Raw genomic sequence first — 24,326 nt, forward strand, 5'->3', positions numbered from 1 at the left:
TCGGTCAGAAGTCTTTAGGTGCGTGTGGTATTAGCAGTCGAGCGGCAGCAGAATCTGAAACTCGGTGTGGCCCGGACGGCTTTCTACTTCGATCAGTCCATCGTGCTGCTGCACGAAAGTCTGCGCGAGCGTGAGACCCAGACCGCTGCCATCTTCACGCCCCGAAACGAGCGGATAGAAAATGCGGTCGCGGATATCTTCTGGAATGCCAGGTCCGTTGTCGATGATATGCAAGTCCAATGCCAGCTTACATAAGCGTTTCGCAATGGTGATCTTGCGTGCAATGCGGGTGCGCAATTCGATGCGCGCGTCGCCTTGCGAAATCCGTTCGCGCAACGCTTCAGCCGCATTGCGCACGATGTTGAGCACCGCCTGAATCAGTTGTTCCTTGTCGCCGCGCAGATCGGGTACGCTCACGTCGTAGTCGCGCTCAATCGTCAGGCCGCGCGGAAACTCCGCCAGAATCACGGCCCGCACGCGCTCGCACACTTCGTGAATATTCACGTCGCCCACGATATGCGGATGACGGTGCGGCTCGAGCAGCCGGTCGACCAGCGTTTGCAGCCGGTCCGACTCCTTGATGATGACCTGGGTGTACTCGCGCAACTCATCGCGCTCGCGCACACCCAGTTCGAATTCCAGCAATTGCGCCGCACCGCGAATGCCGCCGAGCGGATTCTTGATCTCGTGCGCGAGATTGCGGATCAGTTGTTTGTTGACCGCGGTCAGGTCGTTGATGCGTTCTTCGCGGTCGGTGCGCAAGTGGCGCTCGTTCTCGAACAGTTCGAGCAGCACGAAGTCCGGCGCGCCTTCGAGATAACCCACGATCGCATGCACATGCAGCGGTTCGTGGCCCTGGCGCTCCAGCACCGCGTCGAGATGCGTCGCGTGAAAACGGTGAGCGGCAATCGAGGCGACCGTCGCAATCAGCTCGTCCGAGTTCGCGAAGATGTCCGGCCACGCCATCTGCGTCAGTTGCCGGCGCGACAACTCGAGCATCGCCTCCGCGGACGGATTGGCAAACGCTACGCGCAGGGTGCGTTTTTCGAGCACGAGCACGACCGTCGGCAAGGCCTCGAACCCCGTCAGCAAGCCGGAATCCACCAACTGTGCGTTTTCCGACAGCGGCTCGGCATGCCCCTTTCTTGCTTTAATCAGATTCTTCAGAACCATCTTGCAGTCTGGCCGATGAGAGATGGTGGTAAAACAAACCGCCCGCGCTTCGCGAACGGCATCGCAAACGCCAACACTAGGGCCTAACAAAAAAGGGACGGCGCCGCCGTCCCTTTGTGACCCGCATTCGACCAGTCACGAGCGTCGGGCGCGCGCTTCGCCACACCTGGGAGGCGAAGCGCCATCGCCGCTTACAGCGAGTAGTACAGTTCGAACTCGACCGGGTGCGTGGTCATACGCACACGTTGCAGTTCCGCTTCCTTCAGTTCCAGGTAAGCGTCGATCATCGAATCGGTGAACACACCGCCGCGCGTCAGGAACTCGCGGTCGTTGTGCAGCGCGTCCAGTGCCTGGTCGAGGCCGGCGCACACGGTCGGGATCTTTGCATCCTCTTCCGGCGGCAGGTCGTACAGGTTCTTGTCGGCTGCTTCGCCCGGATGGATCTTGTTCTGCACGCCGTCCAGACCTGCCATCATCAGTGCCGAGAAGCACAGGTACGGGTTAGCCATCGGATCCGGGAAGCGCGTTTCGATACGGCGGCCCTTCGGGTTCGACACGTGCGGAATACGGATCGATGCCGAACGGTTGCGCGCCGAGTAAGCGAGCTTGACCGGTGCTTCGAAGTGCGGCACGAGACGCTTGTACGAGTTCGTCGTCGGGTTCGTGATGGCGTTCAGCGCGCGAGCGTGCTTGATGATGCCGCCAATGTAGAACAGCGCGAATTCCGACAGGCCAGCGTAGCCGTTGCCTGCAAACAGGTTCTGGCCGTCCTTCCAGATCGACTGGTGAACGTGCATGCCCGAACCGTTGTCGCCCACTACCGGCTTCGGCATGAACGTTGCCGTCTTGCCGTAGGTGTGCGCCACGTTGTGCACGATGTACTTCAGTTGCTGCGTCCAGTCAGCGCGTTGCACCAGCGTCGAGAACTTCGTGCCGATTTCGTTCTGGCCCTGGCCTGCGACTTCGTGGTGATGCACTTCGACCGGAATGCCGATCTGTTCGAGCAGCAGACACATTTCCGAACGGATGTCCTGGAACGAGTCGACCGGCGGCACCGGGAAGTAGCCGCCCTTGACGCCCGGACGGTGACCGGTGTTGCCACCTTCGAATTCCTTCGCCGACGACCACGGAGCCTCTTCCGAGCCGATCTTCACGAAGCAGCCCGAGATGTCCGTGTTCCACTGGACCGAGTCGAAAATGAAGAATTCGGGTTCCGGACCGAAGAAAGCCGTGTCGCCAAGGCCCGTGCTCTTCAGATAGGCTTCTGCGCGCTTGGCGAGCGAACGCGGGTCGCGTTCATAGCCCTTGCCGTCCGCCGGTTCGACCACGTCGCACGTCAGAACGAGCGTCGATTCTTCATAGAACGGGTCGATGAACGCCGTGTTTGCGTCCGGTACGAGCAGCATGTCCGACGCTTCGATGCCTTTCCAGCCGGCAATCGACGAACCGTCAAACGCATGGCCGCTCTCGAACTTGTCTTCGTCGAATGCCGACACCGGCACCGATACGTGTTGCTCTTTGCCTCGCGTGTCGGTGAAACGGAAGTCGACAAACTTGACGTCCTCGTCCTTGACGATTTGCATGACGTCGGCCACGGATTTACTCATAACCTATCTCCTGATTAACGAATTCGGCGGATTGAGCCGCCGCCCAAATCTAGCTGACCCGTCCCGGCACGTCTACCTCGCATTGAGACCACACGAAAGCGGACGCCGAAAGCCGGTGATCGAATCGATCGGCACCTACTAAGCAGCTTCTGTGCCATGTATGCGCCAAGCCGGCGCAGAAGCCTCCGCCACGCGCGTTTGCGGGGAATCGGCGCACCTCGACAGGCGTGAACGAGACCTCTTTCTTGAAACAGAAGCACCATCATAGGGCAATCCAGAAATGCGCATCGGATTGAATCCCCGTTTTGGGGCATTATGCCCGGTTTGCACCTTTTTGGCGCAATTCTCGTCTGACGGATCGGCGTGTCGCGCCGTGCCGGCGCAGCGCGCACGATGAGGCCGCCGCGCTAGAATGTTCATTTGGTCCGAAGGAGAGTTGCTGTCATGAGTACGCTCGAACAGTTGTATGCGCAGGCCGAAAAGCGCCGCCTCGAGAACCAGTTGCCCTACGCGGGCGCCCTGTCGCCCGCCGAGGCCTTCGAGCTGCTGCAACTCGATCCGCACACCCGCCTCGTCGACGTGCGCACGCGCGCGGAACTCGATTGGGTCGGCCGGCCGGTGGTCGGCGACGGCCAGTACGCACACGTCGAGTGGACCCGCTATCCGGGGGCGGTACCGAATCAGGAATTCCTGCAGCAGTTGGGCACGGCCGCAACGGCCGATACGCCCGTGCTGTTTCTGTGCCGCAGCGCCGCGCGCTCGAAGCTCGCCGCCATCGCCGCAACGCAAGCCGGTTTTACCAAGGCCTTCGACCTGCTGGAAGGCTTTGAAGGCGACAAGGACGGCCAGGGGCATCGAAAGACGGTCTCGGGGTGGTGTTTCCGCGGTTTGCCGTGGATCGGCGCGTAAGGGCCGCTTACGCTTAGGCCTTCCTATGCTTAGGCCTTCCTATGCTTAGGCCTTCCTACGCTTAGGGCCCGCTTGCGCTTAACGGCTGCTTACGCGTAACGCCCGCTTAAAGCCGCGCCCGCATATGAAAGCCAGCGGAGCGTGACAGCCGCAACCCGCTAGAAACGGCACGCGCCGACGACACATTGACTGCATCGTCGGCGCGCGATGTGACACTGCGATGATGCGGCATCGTGAACACCCAACTGCCGCACGACGACCGCTTCGCTGATTGGGTGCCGCTCTAAAGACGCCCTCTCAACTCAAGGCGCGGCGGCAATACCGAACACATGTAGCTTGCCGGCACTCACCTGTCTCGGCAAGGTGACGCTCGCGACCAGTTTGCCGGGTGTCAGCGGCACTTTCTGCGCAAACAGATACGTCTTGACGGCGTTGTTGGTGCCATCGCCGGCATTGCGGTACGTGGTCGTCAGCGCAATGGGGTCCACCGGCGCCGCACTGCCGCCATTCAAGGTCCAGTCGTCGAAGGCAAGCGTGAACGGCGTGGTCGTGCCGTCGGCATAGGTCACGAGCGCCGCGCCGGAGCCGGGGCCGTTATTGGCCGAACCCAGCAGAACCAGCGCGCTGCCTCTCGTGCCCGCCGGCGTCGCGATGGTCTGCCCCACCGCCACGGCGTTATCCAGCGGACCGCCGGACAGGGTAAAGCTGGCGCCACCGAACGCGAACGGCTTGCCCGGCTGCGCGCCAGCCGCCGTCAATGCCTGCGACGAGTAGCTATAAAGCGAGCCGTCGAAGTCCGCACCCAGACCATCGGTATTGGTGCTGCCGTCCGTGCTGATGCCGTGGTTGTTGAAGGCATCCGCCACATTGAGCGCGACCGGCACGCCATATGACGGCGGCGCGTCGCCAGGGTCTGCGCCCCACTGCGAAGGAGACGAACCCATCGCGAAGTCCAGCGTCGCTCCGTTGGCGAGCGCGTCGACATCGAGCCACGAACTGTTGTGCGCGGCGCCGTTGACGCGCAGGCTTTGCACGTAATTCGCGGCGGGCGCGCCGCGTGCCCTGATTCGCAGCGTCTTGCCGTTCCCGAGGTGAACGGTAATGGACGAGAACTGCGGACTGCCGATCGCAAAGCCGCCGACACCCGGAATCTCCGGATAGAGACCCAGTGCGCCCCACACATACCACCCTGATACAGCGCCCAGGTCGTCATTGCCGGGCAACCCGTTCGGCCCGGTGCCGAAGGCGCTCGCCATGATCTGCTGGACGACATTCTGCGTGCCCGACGGCGAACCGGCCCAGTTATACATCCAGGGCACCTCGAAGGTCGGTTCGTTGCCCATGTAGAAATTGGGCAGGCTCGTCCCGGCGTTCAACACCGTGAAGAACGTGTTCAGGCGCGGCACGACGGTCGTATTGCCGCCCAGTTGCGCAAAGAGTCCGGCCGGATTGAACGGCACCATCCATGTGTACTGCTCGGCGTTGCCTTCCACGTAGTTGTCGGTGCTGCTCTGTGTCTCCGGAATCCAGCTGCCGTCCGAATTGCGCCCGGCGATCAGAGGCGGCGTCAGCGACGTGTTGAGCAGGTTTTGCCAGTAAGCCGAGCGGCTGCGCAGCATCTTCTGAATGCTTGTATTGCCCAGTGCGCCGGCAAACTGCGAAATGGCGAAATCGCTGCTGCCGTATTCCAGCGTGGACGATGCCTGCCCCCATTCGCCGCTCGTGATATAGCCGAACTGCAGATAACTGGCGCGCCCGCCGTTGGTCGTCACGCCGTTGCACGCGGTACCGGGAATGTTGGCCATCCGGATCATGTGGCTCAAGGCGCCCGCGGTATCGAAATTGCGCGCGCCGAAGCCGTACGCGCCCGCCACGATCAACGATCCGGCATCGCCCGGCATGACGCCGTCTTCGACGTTGTCATTGACCCAATGCGGAATCGCGCCGCACTGGTCCGCATCGTTCACGAGCGACTGCGCCATGTCGCTGGTCTCCTGCGGAAACAGCGTGGCCTTGAGCGGAATCAACGAGCGGTAGATGTCCCAACCCGAAAAGCTGGTGTACTGCGCCGCATGGCCCGCGCTGACCTGATGGACCTTCTGGTCGAAGCCGATGTATTGACCATTCACATCGCTGAATACGCTCGGCGCCCACGACGCGTGATAGAACGCGGTATAAAACTTCGTCAGCGCGGCGTTATCGCGGCTGCTTACCTGAATCGTATTAAGGCGCTGATTCCAGATCGAATCGGCTAGCGCCTTCACGCCGTCAAAATCCCAGAATCGATTTTCCTTCTCGAGATTATCCCTGGCATTGGCAACGCTGACGTACGAGATACCGATTTTCATCAGGACAGTCTTGCCTTTACCGAAATTCAGCACGGCGCGGCCATTGGTAAACGCAGACGTCGACGCAAATGGCTGGCTGAACTGCGCATAAAAGTACACCGGCACGTTGGTCGCGTTGCCGCAAAAATGCCCGCCGGTGGTACTGCCTGAAACCGTGCGAGCGTCGACCTGGGTGACCGAGCCGGCCACGCTCGATTGCGTATTCGTATAGGTCGTATTGAGCACGAGAGTCGACGGCTGCCGATCCGGATACGTGAAGCGACCGAAGCCGGTGCGCAGGGTCGCCGTCAACTCGACCTTGATCTGGTTGTCGAGCAGCACGGAATAGGCGCCCGCTACCGCCTTCTCGTTGGTGTGGCTGAAGGTCTGCGCGAGCGGCTTGCTGGCATCCAGCGTCGGCATAACCGGGAATTCTCCGTCGTTGCCTGAACAGCCCGCGCCGCTCATATGCGTGAGGCTGAAGCTCTGGATCGAGCCGATGTCGTAGTAGTAACCGGCCGGCGAACCCGGTTCCGCGCTATTCGACGGCGCCGGGGTGGTATTGGTATCGGGAGCCCATTGCACCATGCCGTTCGGCAGGCCCGCTGCGGGCACCACGCTGCCGGCCTGCCCAGCGGGCACCGGATTCGGAGAGTTGCTGGCCAAGGTGCCGATCAACGGATCGACGTACTGGGTCAGGCGCAGGACGCGGCGATCGTCAGCGGGCGCTTCTTCGTCGTTGTTTGTAGCGGCCGTGTTTGCGCCGTTAGAACCGGCGCCTGCACCACTCTGCCCCGTCGCGTCACGCTGGTCGGCCGCGACCACAGCGCTCCCGGAACCGGACTGACTGCCCGGACCATCTCCGCCACAGCCCGCCAGAGCACCAATGGCGATTAGAACAACCGCAAGACGGCGTAAATCCATCATGGCTGTCTCCAGAATATTGTTTAGTCATGCGAACTATCCATTTGACGATGCGTCAATGGCTGGAGGCCATGCTATACGAGGCGCTCAAATCGAGTCAACTGATTATCTATTGATGGTTTATGTTTATTTGAATTTACTAAACAAACTAAAATCGAATCGAAACGTTAAATAATCGGTTCAATCGGATGCGCCGGATTGGCAGGCGCATCCGGCTATGCACGGTGCATTTTATTTAACGGATATCCGGAAAAGATGTCACTGCTGCGGATGAATGGAATGGATGGGAATCCGTATGAATTACCGACTATCCCCATGGCTACCGGCAAGCGGCGCTCAGCCCCGGGCGGTGCCGGCCGGCCCCGCCCCTCTCGGTGACTTGATTCGCCCCTCGCCAGCGACGCCGCTTACGGCTCGACGATATCTCCGCCCAGCAGATGCACGCCCTCGCGCAGCTTCACGAACGCCGCGGCGACCGCTTCCGGCTCGCCCTTCACGCCCAGGTCGATGTGCCGCCGCGCATAAATACCGCCGCGCTCCGCATCGCCGACGCTCGGCAAGCTAAACACCCGCACGTTGGGGAAGTCGTGCTCGATCTTTTCCATCAGCGGCGTGAGCGTCGACTCCGGCAGTTCGAACACCAGCAAGGACTTCTCTGCATGCGGCATGGCGTGATGCAGATGCGCGTACTTCGTGTCCAGCACCCACTCGATCATCGGCCAGGCCATCACCGGAAAGCCAGGCACGAAGTGATGGTCAGCCACCGAAAAGCCAGGAATCTTGTTGTAGCCGTTCGGAATGATCGAGGCGCCGCTCGGGTACGTGCCCATGTTGAGCCGGTGACGGTTGTCCGGCGACTCGAGGTCGACTGGCGTGGCCGAATTCGCCGGATGCGTCTCGCGAATCCGCTCGCGAATCAGTTCCGCCGCCTCGGGATGCAACTCGAGTGGCACACCGAGGGCCGCCGCCGCGCACTGGCGCGTGTGGTCGTCAGGCGTGGCGCCAATGCCGCCCGTCGAGAACACGATGTCGCCCGAGGCGAAGGTGCGCCGCAGCGTGGCCGTGATGCGCTCGGGCTCGTCGCCGATGTACTCGGCCCAGCCGAGCGACAGGCCGCGCGCGGTCAGCAACTCGATGACCTTCGGCAGATGCTTGTCGACGCGTCTGCCCGACAGGATTTCGTCGCCGATGATGATGACGCCAAATGCCATTGCAGCCTCTCAATTGAATTCAGTAGGGAACCACCGGCGCCGCCTGACGCGCGCCTTGCTCTTCGGCGCGCATGCGCTGCAGTGCGCGCAGACAGTAATAGCCGAACCACAGCGCGGAAAAGACGAGGATGAACGCGTAGATCCAGATCGTCACCGCCGTGATCACGGGGAACAGCACAATCAGCCAGACCGACGACGCCCATAGCAGCGTGGGCAGCGAACTGAGCAAACCGCTCGCCACGCCGATCAGCAGCAGGGGCAGACGATAACGCCGCACCAGCGCGCGCCGCTCGTCGCGGCTCGCATGCAAGGCGAGCGCGTCGTAAGTCATCACGCGGTAGGTCAGCCAGCCCCACAGCAGCGGTGGAATCAGCGCGAAGAACGGCGGAATCAGCCACAGCGGCAAAGTGACGATCAGCAACACGAGACAGATCAGCGTGGTCCACAGCGCTTGCCCGAGACTACCGTACCACGTTCCTCCGCGCCGCATCTCCAGGCCCGCGAACTGCCGCGCGGACAGATGGCGGATCACACCTGGCATCGATAGCGTGGCGATCAGCAGCAGGATCGTCACAACGATCAGCGGAATCGCCATGGCAATCACGATGAACGGTGCGAGCACCGAGTGCAGCGAGGAAAAACCGACCCAGTCGAACAGGTGATAAACAGTGTTCGTGAACGACCAGCCGTCGAGCCACGCGCGCGTGGCGCCAATCAGCGTCTGCCAGGAAAACCACAAAGTCACGCCCCAGACGACCGTTGCCGCCAGAAACGGCAGGAAGGTCAGCCAGAGCATGCGCGGGTGGAGCGCGCTTGCCAGCGCGCGTCCGAACGAGCGCAACAGATCATTCATGCGAGTCAGTGCGAGTGAACGAAACGATGGGACACCGGAAAGCGGCGAAAGATTCAGCCGAACGTGCACTAAATCAGGACAGGATAAACCACGAGACGCGCCGCCGGTAGCACCGGCGGCGGAAGCGGAGGAAAACGGGGCGAAATGCGGAACTGAAATCCGCAGCCGGGATGCGGGCTGGAGGCACGGACGTAGCGCGAACGCGAAACGCGGATTCGAAACAAGCACTCGAAGCACGGCGGCCGCTCCCGGCGCGCCGCCCTGCTCGCCCAAGCTCGCTTAAGCTCGCTTACGCGCCGTTGGGCGCCGTCACCGGCGCGCGGTCGTAGAAATAGATGCCGTGCGGCGAGCGGCCCACCGCAATCGTCTGAATCAGCTTGCGAGTGCTCAGATCGATGATGCCGACGTGCTTCGCAAAGCGGAACGTCACCCACAGATAACGCTTGTCGGCGGAGAGTTCCATATCGTCGGGGCCCGCCATCAGGCCGGTGATGTTGCCGACATTGGTGAGCGACTCTTCGTCGATGATGCTGATCGTGCTGGCGACGCGGTTTGATACCGCGACGTGCTTGCCGTCCGCGAGCGAACGGAAGTTGTGCGCGCCGTTGCCGGTCTGGATCGTCTTCACGACCTTCTGGTTGCGCCAGTCGACCACGGCGACGTAATCCGCACCGGTCATGCCAATGAGCAGATATTTGTCGCCCGGGGTCATCCACAGGCCGGCCGGCACCTTACCCACCTTCATCTTCCACTTGACCTGCTGGGTGGCGAGATCGATCGCGGCCAGTTCGCCCGACACCTGCAGCGTGACGAACACGGTTTTGCTGTCGTTCGTGAACGCCATGTGGCTCGGCATCACGGCGAGCGGCAAGCGCTTGGCGAGCGTCATGTCGCGGCCGTCGTAGTGGTAGATGTCGAGGCGGTCGAGGCGCAAGCCCGTCGTCACGACCCACTTGCTGTCGGGCGAGAAACCGATCTGATAGGGATCTTCGATGTTCTCGACCCAGCGCTGCACCTTGCCGGTTTTCGGGTCGACGAACATCAGGTTGTTGGAGACCGAGTTGGCGACGATCAGCGAACTGTTGTCCGGCGTCGCCATCAGGTGATGGGGCTCCTTGCCGGTCGGCACGGTGCCGACCACCTGGTGCGTGGCCTGGTCGATCAGGCTGAGCGTGGCTTCGCCGGAGTTGAGGACGATCACATTGTTGGCGTGGGCGGCCGGTGAGAACAGGCCTGTGGCGGCTGCCAGCGCCGTGCCGGCAGCGAACGCGGCGCTCAGGCCGCGGAAAGAAAATTTGCGCATGGAAGCTCACTTCAGAGAACAGCGGGCATTGTAGACCGTTTGTAAGCATGCGCGGTTGATGCAGGTCGGGGTTGATTACACGAAAGCGTGTCCAGCGGCTAGCTCCCACCTCGTCGCCCGTTTTCAAGCTTCGAAACCAACAAGATTCACATCTCGCAGATTAACGAGAAATCACCAAATTATTACATTCTTATACGCCACCCGTATCAATAAGAACCGATGAGACAATTCTCTATTCATCCTGTTTTAAAACATTTATTTTCAATCAAAAATGGAAAAATCACTATTTACACAAGTTTTAAGAATTAACTTATATCGGCACATCCCCACCCCGCCTGACAATCGCGCCGATCATCGCCCGTGCCTTTCAACCTCGTGGTTCCGATGAGCAAGACGCACTCGAACTGGACGCGCGGAAAATTTCAACTGAATGCAGAACGAAATAACCGCCATCGTTATGTCAAATTTCGCGCGACATATAGGGGCGATGACGCCTTACCAGACCAGAATGCATTTATGCGCCGGCCACGCAAGCAATACCGCGGAGTTTTATAAACCATGAACAAAATCTACAAATCAGTTTGGAACGACACGACGGGTACGTGGGTCGCCACGGCAGAGACCGCTCGCGCGAAGACGAAGCGCGGGGTGTCGCGCAAGCTGATCGTGGCGCAGGCTGTGCTGGCAGGTGCCGCCCTGTTGGGAGGGGCATCGGCGCATGCAGCGAACGCGCAGTACTACTTTGATGTGAATGGGGGTGGGAGTGGTGCCGACAACGCGGTAGCAGTTGGGGTCAACGGTGTTGCGGCAGGTGTAAATGCCACGGCCAGCATGAAAAATTCGATCGCAATTGGAACGGGCGCGAGCGGAAACGGTGCTGGAGCCACGGCGATTGGCGCCGCTTCCACTGCCAGCGGTCGAAATTCGATTGCCTTCGGCAGCACCGCAAACGCAACCGCCAATGACGCCGTGGCGATCGGTAACAGCGCATCCGCTACGGACGACAGTGCGTTCGCGGCAGGCAGCTACTCCTCAGCCGCCGAATCGGGCACGGCGGTTGGCACCGGCGCTACTGCCGGGGTCAACGCGACTGCGGTGGGCGTTGACGCAGAAGCGTCGGGCGCCAGCTCGGTCGCTCTGGGCAATGGTGCTACAGCCAGCAAGGCCAACAGCGTCGCCTTGGGCGCCAACTCAACCACGAACGCTGATCTGACCACAACCGCATACACGCCGACCGGCCTGGGCGCCACGCCAATCGCAGCCACTACGGCAAAGGGCGAAGTCTCCGTCGGCTCCGCCGGCAACGAACGCCGCCTCACCAACGTCGCCGCCGGCGCAGCCGCGACCGACGCGGTGAATGTCAGCCAGCTAAGCGCCGTCGACAGCAAGGTCGATTCGCTCGCGAACAACGCTGTCCAGTACGACACCAACCCCGACGGCACGGCGAATAAGGGTAGCGTCACACTTGCGGGCCCGACGTCAACCGACGGCGGCGCCACGGGTGGCACAACGATCACGAACGTGCACCAGGGCACGGTCTCCGCGACCAGCACCGACGCCATCAACGGCGCGCAACTCTATAGCATCGCCGGCGACACGAATAGCGCTTATACGTCGAAGAATGGTAGCGGCATCAGGTATTTCCGCGTCAACGATTCCGGGAATCCGCAGGGTGACGCCTACGCCACGGGACCCGATGCGACGGCAGTCGGTTACGACGCGCAGGCGAGCGGTGCGCGCGCGATCGCGATGGGCCCACTTTCGATTGCGAGTGGCGCGGGTTCGGTCGCAATCGGAATGACCGCGTCGGCAACGGGCACCACCTCTGTTGCCTTGGGGGGCGATGCAACGGCCTCCGACATCGACGCGGTGGCGATTGGTAACGGCGCCGCCGCAACGGCAGCCAATAGCGTGGCCCTCGGCGCCAACTCGACCACCACCGCCGATCTGAGCAAGCCAGCCCAGACCTTTGGCGCGGACCCCGCAACGATCGCAGGCGCCGCTGCAGCAGGCGAAGTGTCCGTGGGCTCTGCCGGCAACGAACGACGCTTGACCAATGTCGCAGCCGGCGCCGCTCCCACCGACGCAGTCAACGTCAGTCAGTTGAACGCGGTCGCAAATAGCAGCACCATGCACTACTTCAAGGCTGACGGTCTCGAAGACGGCACCGACGACGCCGTCGCCAGCGGCGATCATGCAGTCGCGATGGGCAGCGGCGCCGGGGCGTCAGGCGCGAAGTCGCTGGCCGCCGGCACATCGTCGTGGGCGGACGGCACACAAAGCACCGCGGTCGGCACGCTCTCCACGGCCATGGGGGAAGAATCGACGGCCCTTGGCGCCCAATCGCTTGCCGGCGCTACGGGTGATACTGCAGCCGGTTTTGGCGCGTCTGCAACCGGCACAAGCTCCACCGCGATCGGCACCAACGCCACGGCAACGGGCCTTGGCAGCGCTGCATTCGGCAATCTGGCCAACGCCAGCGCCGATGGCTCCGTCGCCCTCGGTCAAGGCTCCGTGGCCGACCGTGCCAACACCGTTTCGGTTGGATCGCCCGGCAGCGAACGCCAGATCACCAATGTCGCGGCCGGCACCCAGGGCACCGATGCAGTCAATCTGGATCAGTTGACTGCCGCCACGGCCGGCATCGGCAGCACATCGCACTACTTCAAGGCAAACGGCGCGGAGGACGGCTCGGACGACGCAGTCGCCAGCGGCGATCATGCCGTCGCAATGGGCAGCGGCGCAGGGGCATCGGGTGCGAAGTCGCTGGCAGCGGGGACCTCGTCGTGGGCCGCCGGCGATCAAAGTACCGCTGTAGGCACGCTTTCTACTGCAGCCGGCGATAACTCGACGGCCCTCGGCGCAAACTCTGTCGCAGGCGACCTGGATGATCCAACCGTCACCGCCACGACTGCAGTCGGCTCCTACGCTCAAGCCACGGCCCAAAACGCCACCGCCATCGGCAACCAGTCGATCGCCAACGCAGCGAACTCGGTGGCGCTCGGCCAAGGTTCGAGCGCGGTCGCCGACGGCTCCGTCGCCCTCGGCCAAGGCTCGGTTGCCGACCGCGCCAACAGCGTCTCGGTGGGCTCTGCCGGCAACGAACGCCAGATCACCAACGTCGCTGCCGGCACCGCCGACACCGATGCGGTCAACGTCGCGCAGTTGAACGCAGTCGCTAGCCAGGCCGCCAAGGTCGACGGCGCCGTGATGTACGACACCAACGCCGACGGTTCGGTCAACAAGAACAGCGTCACGCTGGGCGGTGACGGCGGCACGGTCATCCACAACGTCGCCGACGGCGTGGCCGCAACCGACGCGGTCAACCTCGGCCAGATGGAAGCCGCCATCAGCGGTGCGATCCAGAACATCGCACCGAGCGGCGCCAGCCCGTTCTTCAGTGCTGACGGCAACACGAACACCGAAGCGGCGCAATCGTCCGGCACCTATTCAGTCGCCGCCGGCGCCAACGCCCAGGCAAGCGGCACGAATGCGGTCGCCGTCGGCGCAAACTCGGTCGCCAGCGGCAACAACACCACGGCACTCGGCACCGGCGCAAACGCCAGCGCCGACAACTCCGTGGCATTGGGCCAAGGCTCGGTGGCAGATCGCGCAAACACGGTATCGGTTGGCGCGGTCGGCAGTGAACGCCAGATCACCAACGTCGCAGCGGGTGTGCAAGGCACGGACGCCGTCAACGTGAACCAGTTGAACTCAGGCATCAGCAGCGCCGTCGGCCAGGCCAACAGCTATACCGACGACCAGATCCGTTCGGCACGCCGCGATGCCTACGGCGGCACGGCCTCGGCGCTCGCCGCAGCCGGTCTGCCGCAAGCGGTCCTGCCAGGGCACGGCATGGTGGCGGTCGCGGGTGGCACGTATGCCGGTCAGTCGGCCGTCGCGCTTGGCGTGTCGCAATTGTCCGAGACCGGCAAGTGGGTCTACAAGGTGCAAGGCACGAGTGATTCGCGCGGTCAGTTCGGCGCGTCGATCGGCGCCGGCATGCACTGGTAAAAGGAGGTCAAACCTGGGCCTATAACGCGAGCAGCGAGTGGATGCAGGTCCGGGCGGACCTGCATCTTTTGCGCGGCATCGATTTCCAAGGGATCGATGTCGCGCTTTTTTATGCCTCAGCGCTGCATCGATTCCCACACCTTGTACAGGCGCTTCACCGACACCGGCATCGGCGTGCGCAGCTCCTGCGCAAACAGCGAAATGCGCAGCTCCTCCAGCAGCCAGCGGAATTCCGACAGCCGCGCATCCATCACGCCACCGCGCTGCGCCAGCGCGCGCTGATAGTTCTGCAGCAACGGATGAAACTCGGCAAACTGCCGGGCGTCGCGGGCCGAGTCGGCTTTCAGCTTGTCGACGCGCAGCACGATCCCCTTCAGGTAACGCGGGAAGTGCGCAAGCTGCGCATATGGCGTGTCGATCACGAAGCGTTTGCCGATCAGCGCATCGAGCTGGTTCTGCATGTCCGCATAGGCTGCCGTGAACGGCTTCGCCTGCACCAGCTTCCTGGTCACGCTCGCATATTCGCTGAGAATCTGCCCCACCAACCGGGCGATTTCCTGCGCGAGCAAGGTCAGGCGGCTGCGGCCCTCGTCGCGGCGCGTATGGAACGCGACGTCGTCGGCCGGCAGCGGATCCTGCAAGCAGGCGCGATCTAGCGCGGTATCGATCAACTGGTCGCGCAGCTCCTCCTGGGTGCCGCGCGGCATGAACTGCATCGCCATCTCGCGCAGACCCGGCAGGTTCTTCTCCAGATACTTGATCGGCTCCTTCAGTTGCAGCGCGAACAGCCGCCGCAGCCCCGCGCGATGAATGCGCGCGGCTTCGTCCGGCGAATCGAATACCTCGACATCGCAATGCGTGCCGCGATCCACCAACGCGGGATAGCCGAACAGCGTCTGCCCGCCGCGGCGGATTTCCAGCAATTCGGGGAGCTTGCCGAAATTCCACGTCGTCAGGTTCTCGTAGAGCGCAGTCGTGGCCGGTGCGTCTGCCGAGGCGGTCTGCGGTACCGGTACACCACCCGGCCCGCGTGCACCGCGGCCCGCTCCCGCTTCACGTGACGTTGCGCTCGCAGTACCGCTCTGGCCGTCCCGTAGATTGCCGCCTTGTCCGGCTCCCTGCCCCGCCGCACCGTCATTGCCAGCCCCGCCGACGCCGCTCGCCCCCGCCAGCGCCACACCCGCCGCCCCAGACGCGATCTTCTGGAAATGCTGCTGCGCCTGGCCGCCCAACTCCGCGCGCAGTTGCGCGAGATTGCGCCCCATCGCGAGCTGCCGCCCGTGCTCGTCCACGACCTTGAAGTTCATGAACAGATGCGCGGCCAGGGTCTCGAGTTTGAAGTCGGACTGCTTCATCGCTACCTGGGTCTGCTCGCGAACATCGGCAATCAGTGCCTCGAGCAAGCCCCCCGCGCCGAAGCGCGGACCACCGTTGCGATCCACAAATCCCGCGGCATATTCCGGCAGCGGCACGCAATGCCGGCGCAGCTTTTGCGGCAAGGACTTGAGCAGCAGTTGCGTCTTCTCCTTCAGCATCCCAGGCACCAGCCATTCGCAGCGCCGCGCATCGACCTGGTTCAGGGCGTACAGCGGCACCGCGAGCGTCACGCCGTCGCGTGGCGAACCCGGCTCGAAGTGATAGGTCAGCGCCATCTCGACGCCGGACATCGTCATGCGCTTCGGGAACAGGTCCGTCGTGACGCCGGCTGCCTCGTGGCGCATCAGATCGTCGCGCGACAGGTACAGCAAACGCAGCTTGTCCTCGGGCTGGCCGCTCTTCTTCAGTTCGTCGCGATACCAGCGCTCGAACGCCGCGCCCGTATAAATGCCTTGTGGCAACGCCTGATCGTAGAACCCGTAAATCAGTTCATCGTCGACCAGCACGTCCTGGCGACGCGATTTGTGTTCGAGCTGCTCGATATCGGCGAGCAGCTTGCGGTTGTGCGCGAAGAAGGCGAGCTTGGTATCGAACTCGCCCTCGACCAGCGCGCCGCGAATGAACAGCTCACGCGCCCGCGCCGGGTCCTGCTTGCCGAAGCTCACGCGCCGCCGGTGGTAAATCGGCAGACCGTACAGCACGGCACGTTCGTAGGCCGACACCTGCGCCGCGCGTTTTTCCCAATGCGGCTCGGAGAGCGACTTCTTCAACAGATGCGCGCCGATCCGCTCGATCCATTCCGGCTCGATCTTCGCAATACAGCGGGCGTACAGACGGCTTGTCTCCACCAGCTCGGCCGCCATCACCCACTTGCCGGCTTTTTTCACCAGGGCCGAACCCGGCCACAGATAGAACTTTATGGTGCGCGCGCCCAGGTAGTAAGGCTCGTCGTCGGCCTTCAGGCCGATATTGCCGAGCAATCCGGTCAACAACGCCAGATGGATCTGCTCGAAGGTCGCTTCGGCGTCGTTCAGGCGCCAACCATGTTCGCGCACCACCGTCAGCAGTTGCGAGTGCACGTCGCGCCATTCGCGCAGGCGCAGTTGCGAGAGGAAATTGGCGCGGCACTCGTCGTGCAACTGCCGGTTCGACTTCTTGTGGGCGATCGCCTCTTCGAACCAGTTCCAGATCTTCAGCCATTGCAAAAACTCTGAGCGCTCGTCGGCGAAGCGCCGGTGCGCCTGGTCGGCCTGCTCCTGCGCTTCGATCGGCCGGTCGCGCGGATCCTGCACCGACAGCGCACTGGCGATGATCAGCACTTCGCGCAGCGCTTGCTGATCGCGCGCGGCGAGAATCATCCTGCCCACACGCGGATCGAGCGGCAAGCGCGCGAGTTCGCGGCCAAGCGGCGTCAGTTCGTTGTCGTCGTCGACGGCGCCGAGTTCGTTCAGCAGTTGATAGCCGTCGGCAATCGCGCGCCCGGGCGGCGGTTCGATAAACGGGAAGGTTTCGATCGCGGTCAGGTGCAGCGACTTCATCCGCAGAATCACGGACGCCAGCGACGAGCGCAGAATCTCCGGATCGGTGAAGCGCACGCGCCCCTGGAAATCCGTTTCTTCATACAGACGGATACACACGCCATCGGCGACCCGGCCGCAACGCCCGGCGCGCTGATTGGCGGCGGCCTGCGAGATCGACTCCACCTGCAACTGCTCGACCTTGTTGCGATACGAATAGCGCTTCACGCGGGCGAGACCCGTATCGACGACGTAGCGAATCCCCGGCACCGTCAGCGAGGTTTCCGCAACGTTGGTCGCCAGCACGATGCGCCGCGCGTTCGAGGAACGGAATACGCGCTCCTGCTCTGCGGCCGAGAGGCGTGCGAACAGCGGCAGAATCTCGGTATGCGGCGGATGGTGCTTGCGCAGTGCTTCAGCCGCATCGCGAATCTCACGCTCGCCGGGCAGGAAGACCAGCACGTCGCCGGGGCCTTCGCGGCACAGTTCGTCCACGGCGTCGATGATCGCGTCCATCAGGTCGCGATCGGTTTCGCGCTGCGTTTTGGGGCGCTCGCGCGAAGACGACGCCTGCGACGAGCCTTCGGCGGACTTCACCGCAGGACTGTCTTCCGCCACCGGCCGATAGCGCACCTCGACCGGATACAGCCGCCCGCTCACCTCGATCACCGGCGCGGGTTTATCCTCGCTGCCGAAGTGACGCGCGAAACGGTCCGCATCGATGGTCGCCGAGGTCACGATCAGTTTCAGATCGGGGCGTTTCGGCAAGATCTCGCGCAGATAGCCAAGCAGAAAATCGATGTTCAGACTGCGCTCGTGCGCTTCGTCGATGATCAGCGTGTCGTAGGCTTTGAGCAGCGGATCGGTCTGCGTCTCAGCGAGCAGAATGCCGTCCGTCATCAGCTTGACCGAGGCGCCCGGCGACAGATTGTCGGTAAAGCGCACCTTGTAGCCGACCACTTCGCCGAACGGCGTGCCGAGTTCCTCGGCGATGCGCCGGCCGGTTGCGGACGCCGCGATCCGGCGCGGCTGCGTATGACCGATCAGGCCCGAGCCGCCGGCGCCAAGGCCACGCCCCAGCTCAAGACAGATTTTCGGCAACTGGGTGGTCTTGCCCGAGCCGGTCTCGCCGCAGACGATCACCACCTGATTTTCGGCAATCGCCCGCGCGATTTCCTCGCGGCGCCCGGAGACCGGCAGCGCTTCGGGGAAGGTGATCGGCGGAATCGGATTTGGCTCGACGACGCGCGCGGGACGAGCTGGACGTTCAGGGCGGGTTTCGCGCGGCTCACGTTCTGCGCCGGCGCGGCGCGGCGCCGACGACTGCGATGACGGCTTTTGCGGCCGTGCCGTCTTCTGTGACGCTTTCGCGTCGGCGCCTGGCGAGCGCTCGGCGGCACCGCCTCCGGGCGCGGACTTTGCCGCTCGCGACGGTCTCTGCGCGCCGCCAGCGGGCCGCGCGCGGCGCTCTACCTCGCCGTGCGACTCGCGCGATGGGTCTGATCCGGCGTCTTGCGCCGTTTTCTCGTTCGCCGGAGCGGGACTTTTGGGTACATTCGACATGGGGGCGCATTATAATCCCGGGCATGAATTCCCAAACCGACCTCGTCCCCACGCCCGCGAGCGCTCCGGCCACGTCCGGCGCTGCGGAATCCGACTCCCAACATGCGCAATTCGTCGACTGGATGCGCTCGGTTGCCCCCTATATCCACGCGTTCCGCAACAAGACGTTCGTCGTCGGGTTCGGCGGCGAGGTGGTGCATCAGGGGCTGCTGAACGCGCTGGTGTCCGACATCGCGCTGTTGCAGGCCATGGGCATCCAGATCGTGCTGGTGCACGGCTCGCGACCGCAGGTTGAAGAGCAGATGAGCCTGCACGGGGTGGAGTCCGAGTTTTCGCACGGCATGCGCATCACCGATGCGCGCGCGCTCGAATCCGCCAAAGAAGCGGCGGGCGAAGTGCGTCTGGACATCGAGGCGGCCATCAGCCAGGGCTTGCCGAACACGCCGATGGCGCACGCGCACATCAGCGTGGTGTCGGGCAACTTCGTGACGGCGCGGCCGGTCGGCATTCTGGACGGCGTCGATTTCGCCCACACCGGCGTGGTGCGCAAGATCGACGCGGATTCGATCCGCCATTCGCTCGCGAGCCGCAAGCTGGTGCTGCTCTCGCCGCTCGGCTTCTCGCCCACCGGCGAGGCGTTCAATCTGTCCATGGAAGACGTCGCCTCGGCAGCGGCCATCGCGCTGCGCGCCGACAAGATCGTGTTCCTGACCGAAACGCCGGGCCTGATGGAAAACGGCGAAGAAGGCCCCGAACTGATGCGCGAACTCTCGCTCGACGACGCGTACAAGCTGCATGAAAGCGGCGAAGTCACCGGCGACGCCGGTTTCTACCTGAAGCACTGCATCCGCGCCTGCCGCGGCGGCGTGGCGCGGGCGCACATCATCCCCTACGCGCTCGACGGCAGCCTGCTGCTGGAACTGTTCCTGCACGATGGCGTGGGCACGATGATCTCGTACGAGAACCTCGAAAGCCTGCGCGAAGCGACACCGGACGACGTCGGCGGCATTCTGGCGCTGATCGAGCCGCTCGAATCGGACGGCACGCTGGTGCGGCGCGGCCGCCACCAGATCGAACGCGACATCGACCATTTCTCGGTGATCGAGCACGATGGCGTGCTGTTCGGTTGCGCGGCGCTCTATCCGTACACGCAGGAACGCATCGGCGAAATGGCGTGCCTCACCGTGGCCCCGGAAGCGCAAGGCACCGGCGACGGCGAGCGGCTCTTGAAACGCATCGAGCAGCGCGCCCGGGCCCGCGGCCTGACGCGCATTTTCGTGCTGACGACACGCACCGAACACTGGTTCCTGAAACGCGGCTTTGTGAAGGCAACGGTCGACGACCTGCCGGAAGATCGCCGCCGCCTCTATAACTGGCAGCGCAAGTCGCTCGTGCTGATGAAACAGCTCTGAGCGGCCTTCTCACGCGACTGCCCGAAATAACGCAAAAACGCGCAACTGCGCGCAACTGCGTCCCCATTGATACAGTAACTATTTTTATGGGACCGGAGTCAGTGCTAAAACACTGACTCCGGTCGACAAAGGAGAAGCACAGCATGGCTCGTATGGTTCAATGCGCGAAGCTCGGCAAGGAAGCCGAAGGCCTCGATTTCCCGCCGCTGCCGGGCGAACTCGGCAAGCGGATCTACGAAAGCATCTCGAAGGAAGCGTGGCAGGCATGGCTCAAGCAGCAAACCATGCTGATCAACGAAAACCGCCTGAACATGGCCGACCCGCGCGCCCGCCAGTACCTGATGAAGCAGACCGAGAAGTTCTTCTTCGGCGAAGGCGCCGATCAAGCTTCGGGCTACGTGCCGCCGTCGCAAGGCTGATCTGATAAGCGCCCGCAAGGGCGTACGGCGCCAAAGCCAATACTCACGGTGGGCGTCGTAAATCAAGGGCGGCGTGCCACGCGACGTCCGTCGGATCTTGCGGTCAAAAATATTAAAATAAGGCCGTCTGTTAAGGGGGGACCCGTCATGCCCAGCAAGACATCCAGCGCCGCGTCAGCCAAGACGCCCAAGCCCCCCCCCAAAAAGCTTCTGCCAAGTCAATAGCCAAGTCGGGCAAGGCTTCCATGCACGCGAAAGACAAGACTGTGCGTGTCATGACGCTCAATGAGCGATTGGCAGATATGCGTGCGCACGGAGCGCAAATGCGAAAGACGAAAGCCTCTGCACTCGCCTTTTTGAAGCGTGCAGGGATCGTGGACGACAGCGACGAGCTCGCGCAACCTTTTCGGAATTGAGGTCTGCTATCTGGTCGGTCTACGAATATCAACCTAGTTTCGTGCTTGGATTCCACGGCTGCGATCAAAAAATCGGCGAGCGGATTCTCGGTGGCAAGGAACCACACCTTTTGCCATCGGAGAAAAAATATGACTGGCTTGGGCACGGCATCTATTTAAGTACCTGAGCAAGGCAAAGCAGGATGTACCGAAAAACGTCGGCAAGACGGCAGACAAGGCAGGACGCGCGCTGGACTGTGCAGTCATGAATGCACTACAGCAATACAGGAAAGACCGTCATGAAACGGAATACGATTCGGTGCGCGGTCCTTTCCTGGAGGGAGAGCCGATCTATTCCTGACGCGGGTTTTCGCAGCGAAACCACATCCAACTGTGCGTTCGCAACACCGCATGCATCAAGGGGGACTTCCGGCCTTTGCAAAGCAGCTCGGCCCGGTAGCGGACTATTGCCGTCCACCTCTCCGGTTTTTCTGGCGCTCTGAAATCCAGGTGCTCACGGTGAACGTTGTGTCGAGGGGTTACGACGCGATGCGCTACACCCCCATCCGTCCGACGAAAATCCGCGCCGTGCGCGCGGATTTTTTTTCGCCTGTCCGAATCCGCTTGCCCCCTTGTGGGTCGCTGCAAGCCCCACTTTTAAACCCTCGCTTCAAATTTTCCAGCTCCCTCGGATCCCCCACCCCGCAAGGGATTCAGCCGCTTCGGCGAGATCCGCCGGCCACCCCGTTTGCACGATCCTCTGTCATCGTGCTATCATGTGCATCGTTCCAACAGTAATTCACCATCATTCGCGTTCAATTCACCATGCGGCGCCGTGTGCGACGCATCGCGTTTTGAGCAGTTTTTATACAAGAAGGCTTGTCGGTCACGTCGCGGATTCATCGCGGTCATCACCGGCCTTTTTCGTGCCAAGCCTTTCAGCGGCGTGCAGGCGGTTTCCAACTGTCCCAGCGTCCTCATGCATCTGCCCCCCTTCCACGGCCACGCAGATGCAAACAATCAGCAGCACCTAGATCAGTGCAATTCCGCGAATGCGCGCAAGCGAGAGGCGGACGGCACGGCGTTTGGTTTTTCTTTGCGCGCCGGCCCTACCTTGTCGCCCCCCTCGCCCACGCCCGGTTCGCGAAACTGCACTTTTTCCCAGCACCCGTGGCGGAACGTTCATGCGCGTTTTCATGAGTTTCGTCGCAGTCATTGGAGTTTTCACCTTGACCGCTTCCAGCAACGGCTTCTGGCGACACCACAAACAAGAACAGCGCCTTACCCTCGACGACATCACGGTCGTCGACAAATCCCTCCTCAAACGTGCAGTCGGCGCGATGGCGCTCGGCAATGCGATGGAATGGTTCGACTTCGGCGTGTACAGCTACATCGCCGTCACGCTCGGCCAGGTGTTCTTCCCGTCGAGCAATCCGTCGGCCCAGTTGATCGCCACCTTCGGCACGTTCGCGGCGGCCTTCCTCGTGCGCCCGCTCGGCGGCATGGTGTTCGGGCCGCTTGGCGACCGCATCGGCCGGCAGCGCGTGCTTGCCATGACAATGATCATGATGGCCGTCGGCACCTTCGCAATCGGCCTGATTCCGAGCTACGGCTCGATCGGCATCTTCGCGCCCATCCTGCTGCTGGTCGCGCGTCTGGTGCAGGGCTTCTCCACCGGCGGCGAATACGGGGGCGCCGCGACCTTCATCGCCGAATTTTCGACCGACAAGCGCCGCGGCTTCATGGGCAGCTTCCTCGAATTCGGCACCTTGATCGGCTATGTGCTTGGCGCGGGCACCGTGGCGTTGCTGACGGCCACGCTGTCGCACGATGCGCTGCTGTCGTGGGGCTGGCGCGTGCCGTTCCTGATCGCCGGGCCGCTGGGTCTGGTGGGTCTGTACATTCGTATGAAGCTCGAAGAAACGCCCGCGTTCAAAAAGCAGGCCGAGGCTTATGAGGCGCAAGACAAGGCGCGGCCGAAGCAACGCCTGCGCGAGCTGATCGCGCAGCAATGGAAGCCGCTGCTGCTGTGCGTCGGCCTCGTGCTGATCTTCAACGTGACCGACTACATGGCGCTGTCGTACCTGCCGAGCTATCTGTCGTCGACGTTGCATTTCGACGAGACGCATGGCCTGTTTCTGGTGCTGCTGGTGATGGTGCTGATGATGCCGATGACGCTGTTCGCCGGGCGCCTGTCCGACACGGTCGGCCGCAAGCCGGTGATGCTGTTCGGCTGCATCGGACTGTTCGCGCTGGCGATTCCGGCGCTGCTGCTGATCCGCACGGGGGCAATGTTGCCGGTGTTCGGCGGCCTGCTGATTCTCGGCGTGCTGTTGTCGTGCTTTACCGGCGTGATGCCCTCGGCGCTGCCGGCGCTCTTCCCCACCCGGATCCGCTACGGCGCGCTGGCGATCGGTTTCAATATCTCGGTATCGCTGTTCGGCGGCACGACGCCGCTCGTCGCGGCATGGCTCGTCGAGCGCACCGGCGATCTGATGATGCCCGCTTACTACCTGATGGGCGCATCGTTGATCGGTATCGTCTCGGTGCTCGCCTTGCGCGAAACCGCTCGCAAGCCGCTGCTCGGCTCGGGACCGTGCGTCGCCACGCGGGCCGAAGCGCACGCCGTGCTGCGCGGCGAACGCGAGGCTGAAGAGATGGACGAGCGCTACGCCGCCGGAGCGACTGCGCGGGCGTAAGCAGAAACAGAGGAAGTAGCAAGACGCATCAAGCGTCGCCCCAAAACGGACCGCCCATGTCTCGGCATGCGCGGTCCGTTTTCTATTCCAGCAACGCCTGCCAGGTAGCGGTGGCGCGCGCTCCTTCCACAATCAGCAGCCCCGCCGACACCGGCAGCTTGAAGCGGCGCGGCCCGGCACTGCCCGGGTTGACGAACAGCACTCCAGCGCGCTCCTCGATCAGCGGCTTGTGCGAATGCCCGCTGACGACCACCGCAATCCCCTGCGCACGCGGATCGCCATCCAGATCCGCGATGTCGTGCACGACCCGGATCTTCACCTGCTGCGCACTCAGCGTGGCGTGCGTCGGCAACTCGCGCGCCCACGTGCCGGTGTCGTTGTTGCCGCGCACGGCGGTAACGGGCGCGATGCGCTCGAGCGCGTCGAGCACGGCTCGCTCACAGATATCGCCCGCGTGAATGATCGCGTCGCAGCCCGCGAGATGCCGCAGGGCTTCCGGCCGCACCAGGTTGTGGGTGTCGGAGATCAGACCGATGCGTGTCAGTGTGGAATGGGTCGTCATGATGGCATGCGTCGGAGAATCGTTTTGCGCCGCACACTGCGGCGCAGGTCATTCAGTGTGC

Annotated in this window: 13 protein-coding genes; 5 read left to right on the forward strand and 8 right to left on the reverse strand. The window is 62.9% G+C overall.

Going from position 1 to position 24,326, the window contains the following annotated elements; translation table 11 throughout:
* Positions 1–30 precede the first annotated feature (30 nt).
* Positions 31–1,173 (reverse strand): nitrogen regulation protein NR(II), encoded by a 1,143-nt coding sequence (gene glnL, locus BLQ92_RS16435; protein WP_090685589.1) that lies wholly within the window; start codon positions 1,171–1,173, stop codon positions 31–33.
* A gap of 191 nt (positions 1,174–1,364) precedes the next feature.
* Complete coding sequence (gene glnA, locus BLQ92_RS16440) at positions 1,365–2,780, reverse strand: type I glutamate--ammonia ligase (protein WP_090685590.1); 1,416 nt, start codon at positions 2,778–2,780, stop codon at positions 1,365–1,367.
* 444 nt (positions 2,781–3,224) lie between these two features.
* Here glnA and BLQ92_RS16445 point away from each other — a divergent pair, with 444 nt between their 5' ends.
* The gene (locus BLQ92_RS16445) at positions 3,225–3,689 is read left to right on the forward strand and encodes a rhodanese-like domain-containing protein (protein WP_090685591.1); all 465 of its coding nucleotides are present in this window, start codon (positions 3,225–3,227) and stop codon (positions 3,687–3,689) included.
* Positions 3,690–3,991: 302 nt separating this feature from the next.
* Here the strand turns inward: BLQ92_RS16445 and BLQ92_RS16450 are convergent, their stop codons facing one another.
* The 4 genes from BLQ92_RS16450 to BLQ92_RS16465 form a co-directional block, all read right to left on the reverse strand.
* Positions 3,992–6,943 (reverse strand): GH92 family glycosyl hydrolase, encoded by a 2,952-nt coding sequence (locus tag BLQ92_RS16450; protein ID WP_090685592.1) that lies wholly within the window; start codon positions 6,941–6,943, stop codon positions 3,992–3,994.
* Positions 6,944–7,347: 404 nt separating this feature from the next.
* Positions 7,348–8,151, reverse strand: coding sequence for a competence/damage-inducible protein A (locus BLQ92_RS16455; RefSeq protein ID WP_090685593.1), 804 nt, complete (start codon positions 8,149–8,151; stop codon positions 7,348–7,350).
* Positions 8,152–8,170: 19 nt separating this feature from the next.
* The gene (locus BLQ92_RS16460) at positions 8,171–9,004 is read right to left on the reverse strand and encodes an EI24 domain-containing protein (protein WP_090685594.1); all 834 of its coding nucleotides are present in this window, start codon (positions 9,002–9,004) and stop codon (positions 8,171–8,173) included.
* Between the two features lie 289 nt (positions 9,005–9,293).
* Positions 9,294–10,307 carry a YVTN family beta-propeller repeat protein gene (locus BLQ92_RS16465; protein WP_090685595.1) on the reverse strand — a complete coding sequence of 338 codons (1,014 nt, stop codon included), beginning with the start codon at positions 10,305–10,307 and terminating at the stop codon, positions 9,294–9,296.
* Between the two features lie 558 nt (positions 10,308–10,865).
* On the opposite strand from BLQ92_RS16465, the gene BLQ92_RS16470 reads away from it, so the two are divergent.
* The gene (locus tag BLQ92_RS16470; RefSeq protein WP_090685596.1) at positions 10,866–14,321 is read left to right on the forward strand and encodes a YadA-like family protein; all 3,456 of its coding nucleotides are present in this window, start codon (positions 10,866–10,868) and stop codon (positions 14,319–14,321) included.
* Positions 14,322–14,437: 116 nt separating this feature from the next.
* Here the strand turns inward: BLQ92_RS16470 and hrpA are convergent, their stop codons facing one another.
* Positions 14,438–18,778, reverse strand: coding sequence for an ATP-dependent RNA helicase HrpA (gene hrpA, locus BLQ92_RS16475; RefSeq protein WP_090685597.1), 4,341 nt, complete (start codon positions 18,776–18,778; stop codon positions 14,438–14,440).
* A 23-nt stretch (positions 18,779–18,801) separates the two neighbouring features.
* Here hrpA and argA point away from each other — a divergent pair, with 23 nt between their 5' ends.
* The 3 genes from argA to proP all read left to right on the forward strand — a co-directional run bounded on the left by argA (position 18,802) and on the right by proP (position 23,703).
* Entirely contained in the window at positions 18,802–20,190 is a 1,389-nt protein-coding gene (argA, locus tag BLQ92_RS16480) for an amino-acid N-acetyltransferase (protein ID WP_090685598.1), read from the forward strand.
* 143 nt (positions 20,191–20,333) lie between these two features.
* A complete protein-coding gene (locus tag BLQ92_RS16485) occupies positions 20,334–20,609 on the forward strand; it encodes an oxidative damage protection protein (RefSeq protein ID WP_090685599.1) in 276 nt (91 codons plus the stop codon).
* Between the two features lie 1,591 nt (positions 20,610–22,200).
* Positions 22,201–23,703: a glycine betaine/L-proline transporter ProP gene (gene proP / locus BLQ92_RS16495; RefSeq protein WP_244106293.1), complete on the forward strand. Its 1,503-nt coding sequence runs from the start codon at positions 22,201–22,203 to the stop codon at positions 23,701–23,703.
* A gap of 82 nt (positions 23,704–23,785) precedes the next feature.
* On the opposite strand, the gene BLQ92_RS16500 is transcribed toward proP, so the two are convergent.
* Complete coding sequence (locus BLQ92_RS16500) at positions 23,786–24,265, reverse strand: metallophosphoesterase family protein (RefSeq protein ID WP_090685600.1); 480 nt, start codon at positions 24,263–24,265, stop codon at positions 23,786–23,788.
* Positions 24,266–24,326: the final 61 nt, after the last annotated feature.

The organism is Paraburkholderia phenazinium (assembly GCF_900100735.1).
Classification (GTDB): domain Bacteria; phylum Pseudomonadota; class Gammaproteobacteria; order Burkholderiales; family Burkholderiaceae; genus Paraburkholderia; species Paraburkholderia phenazinia.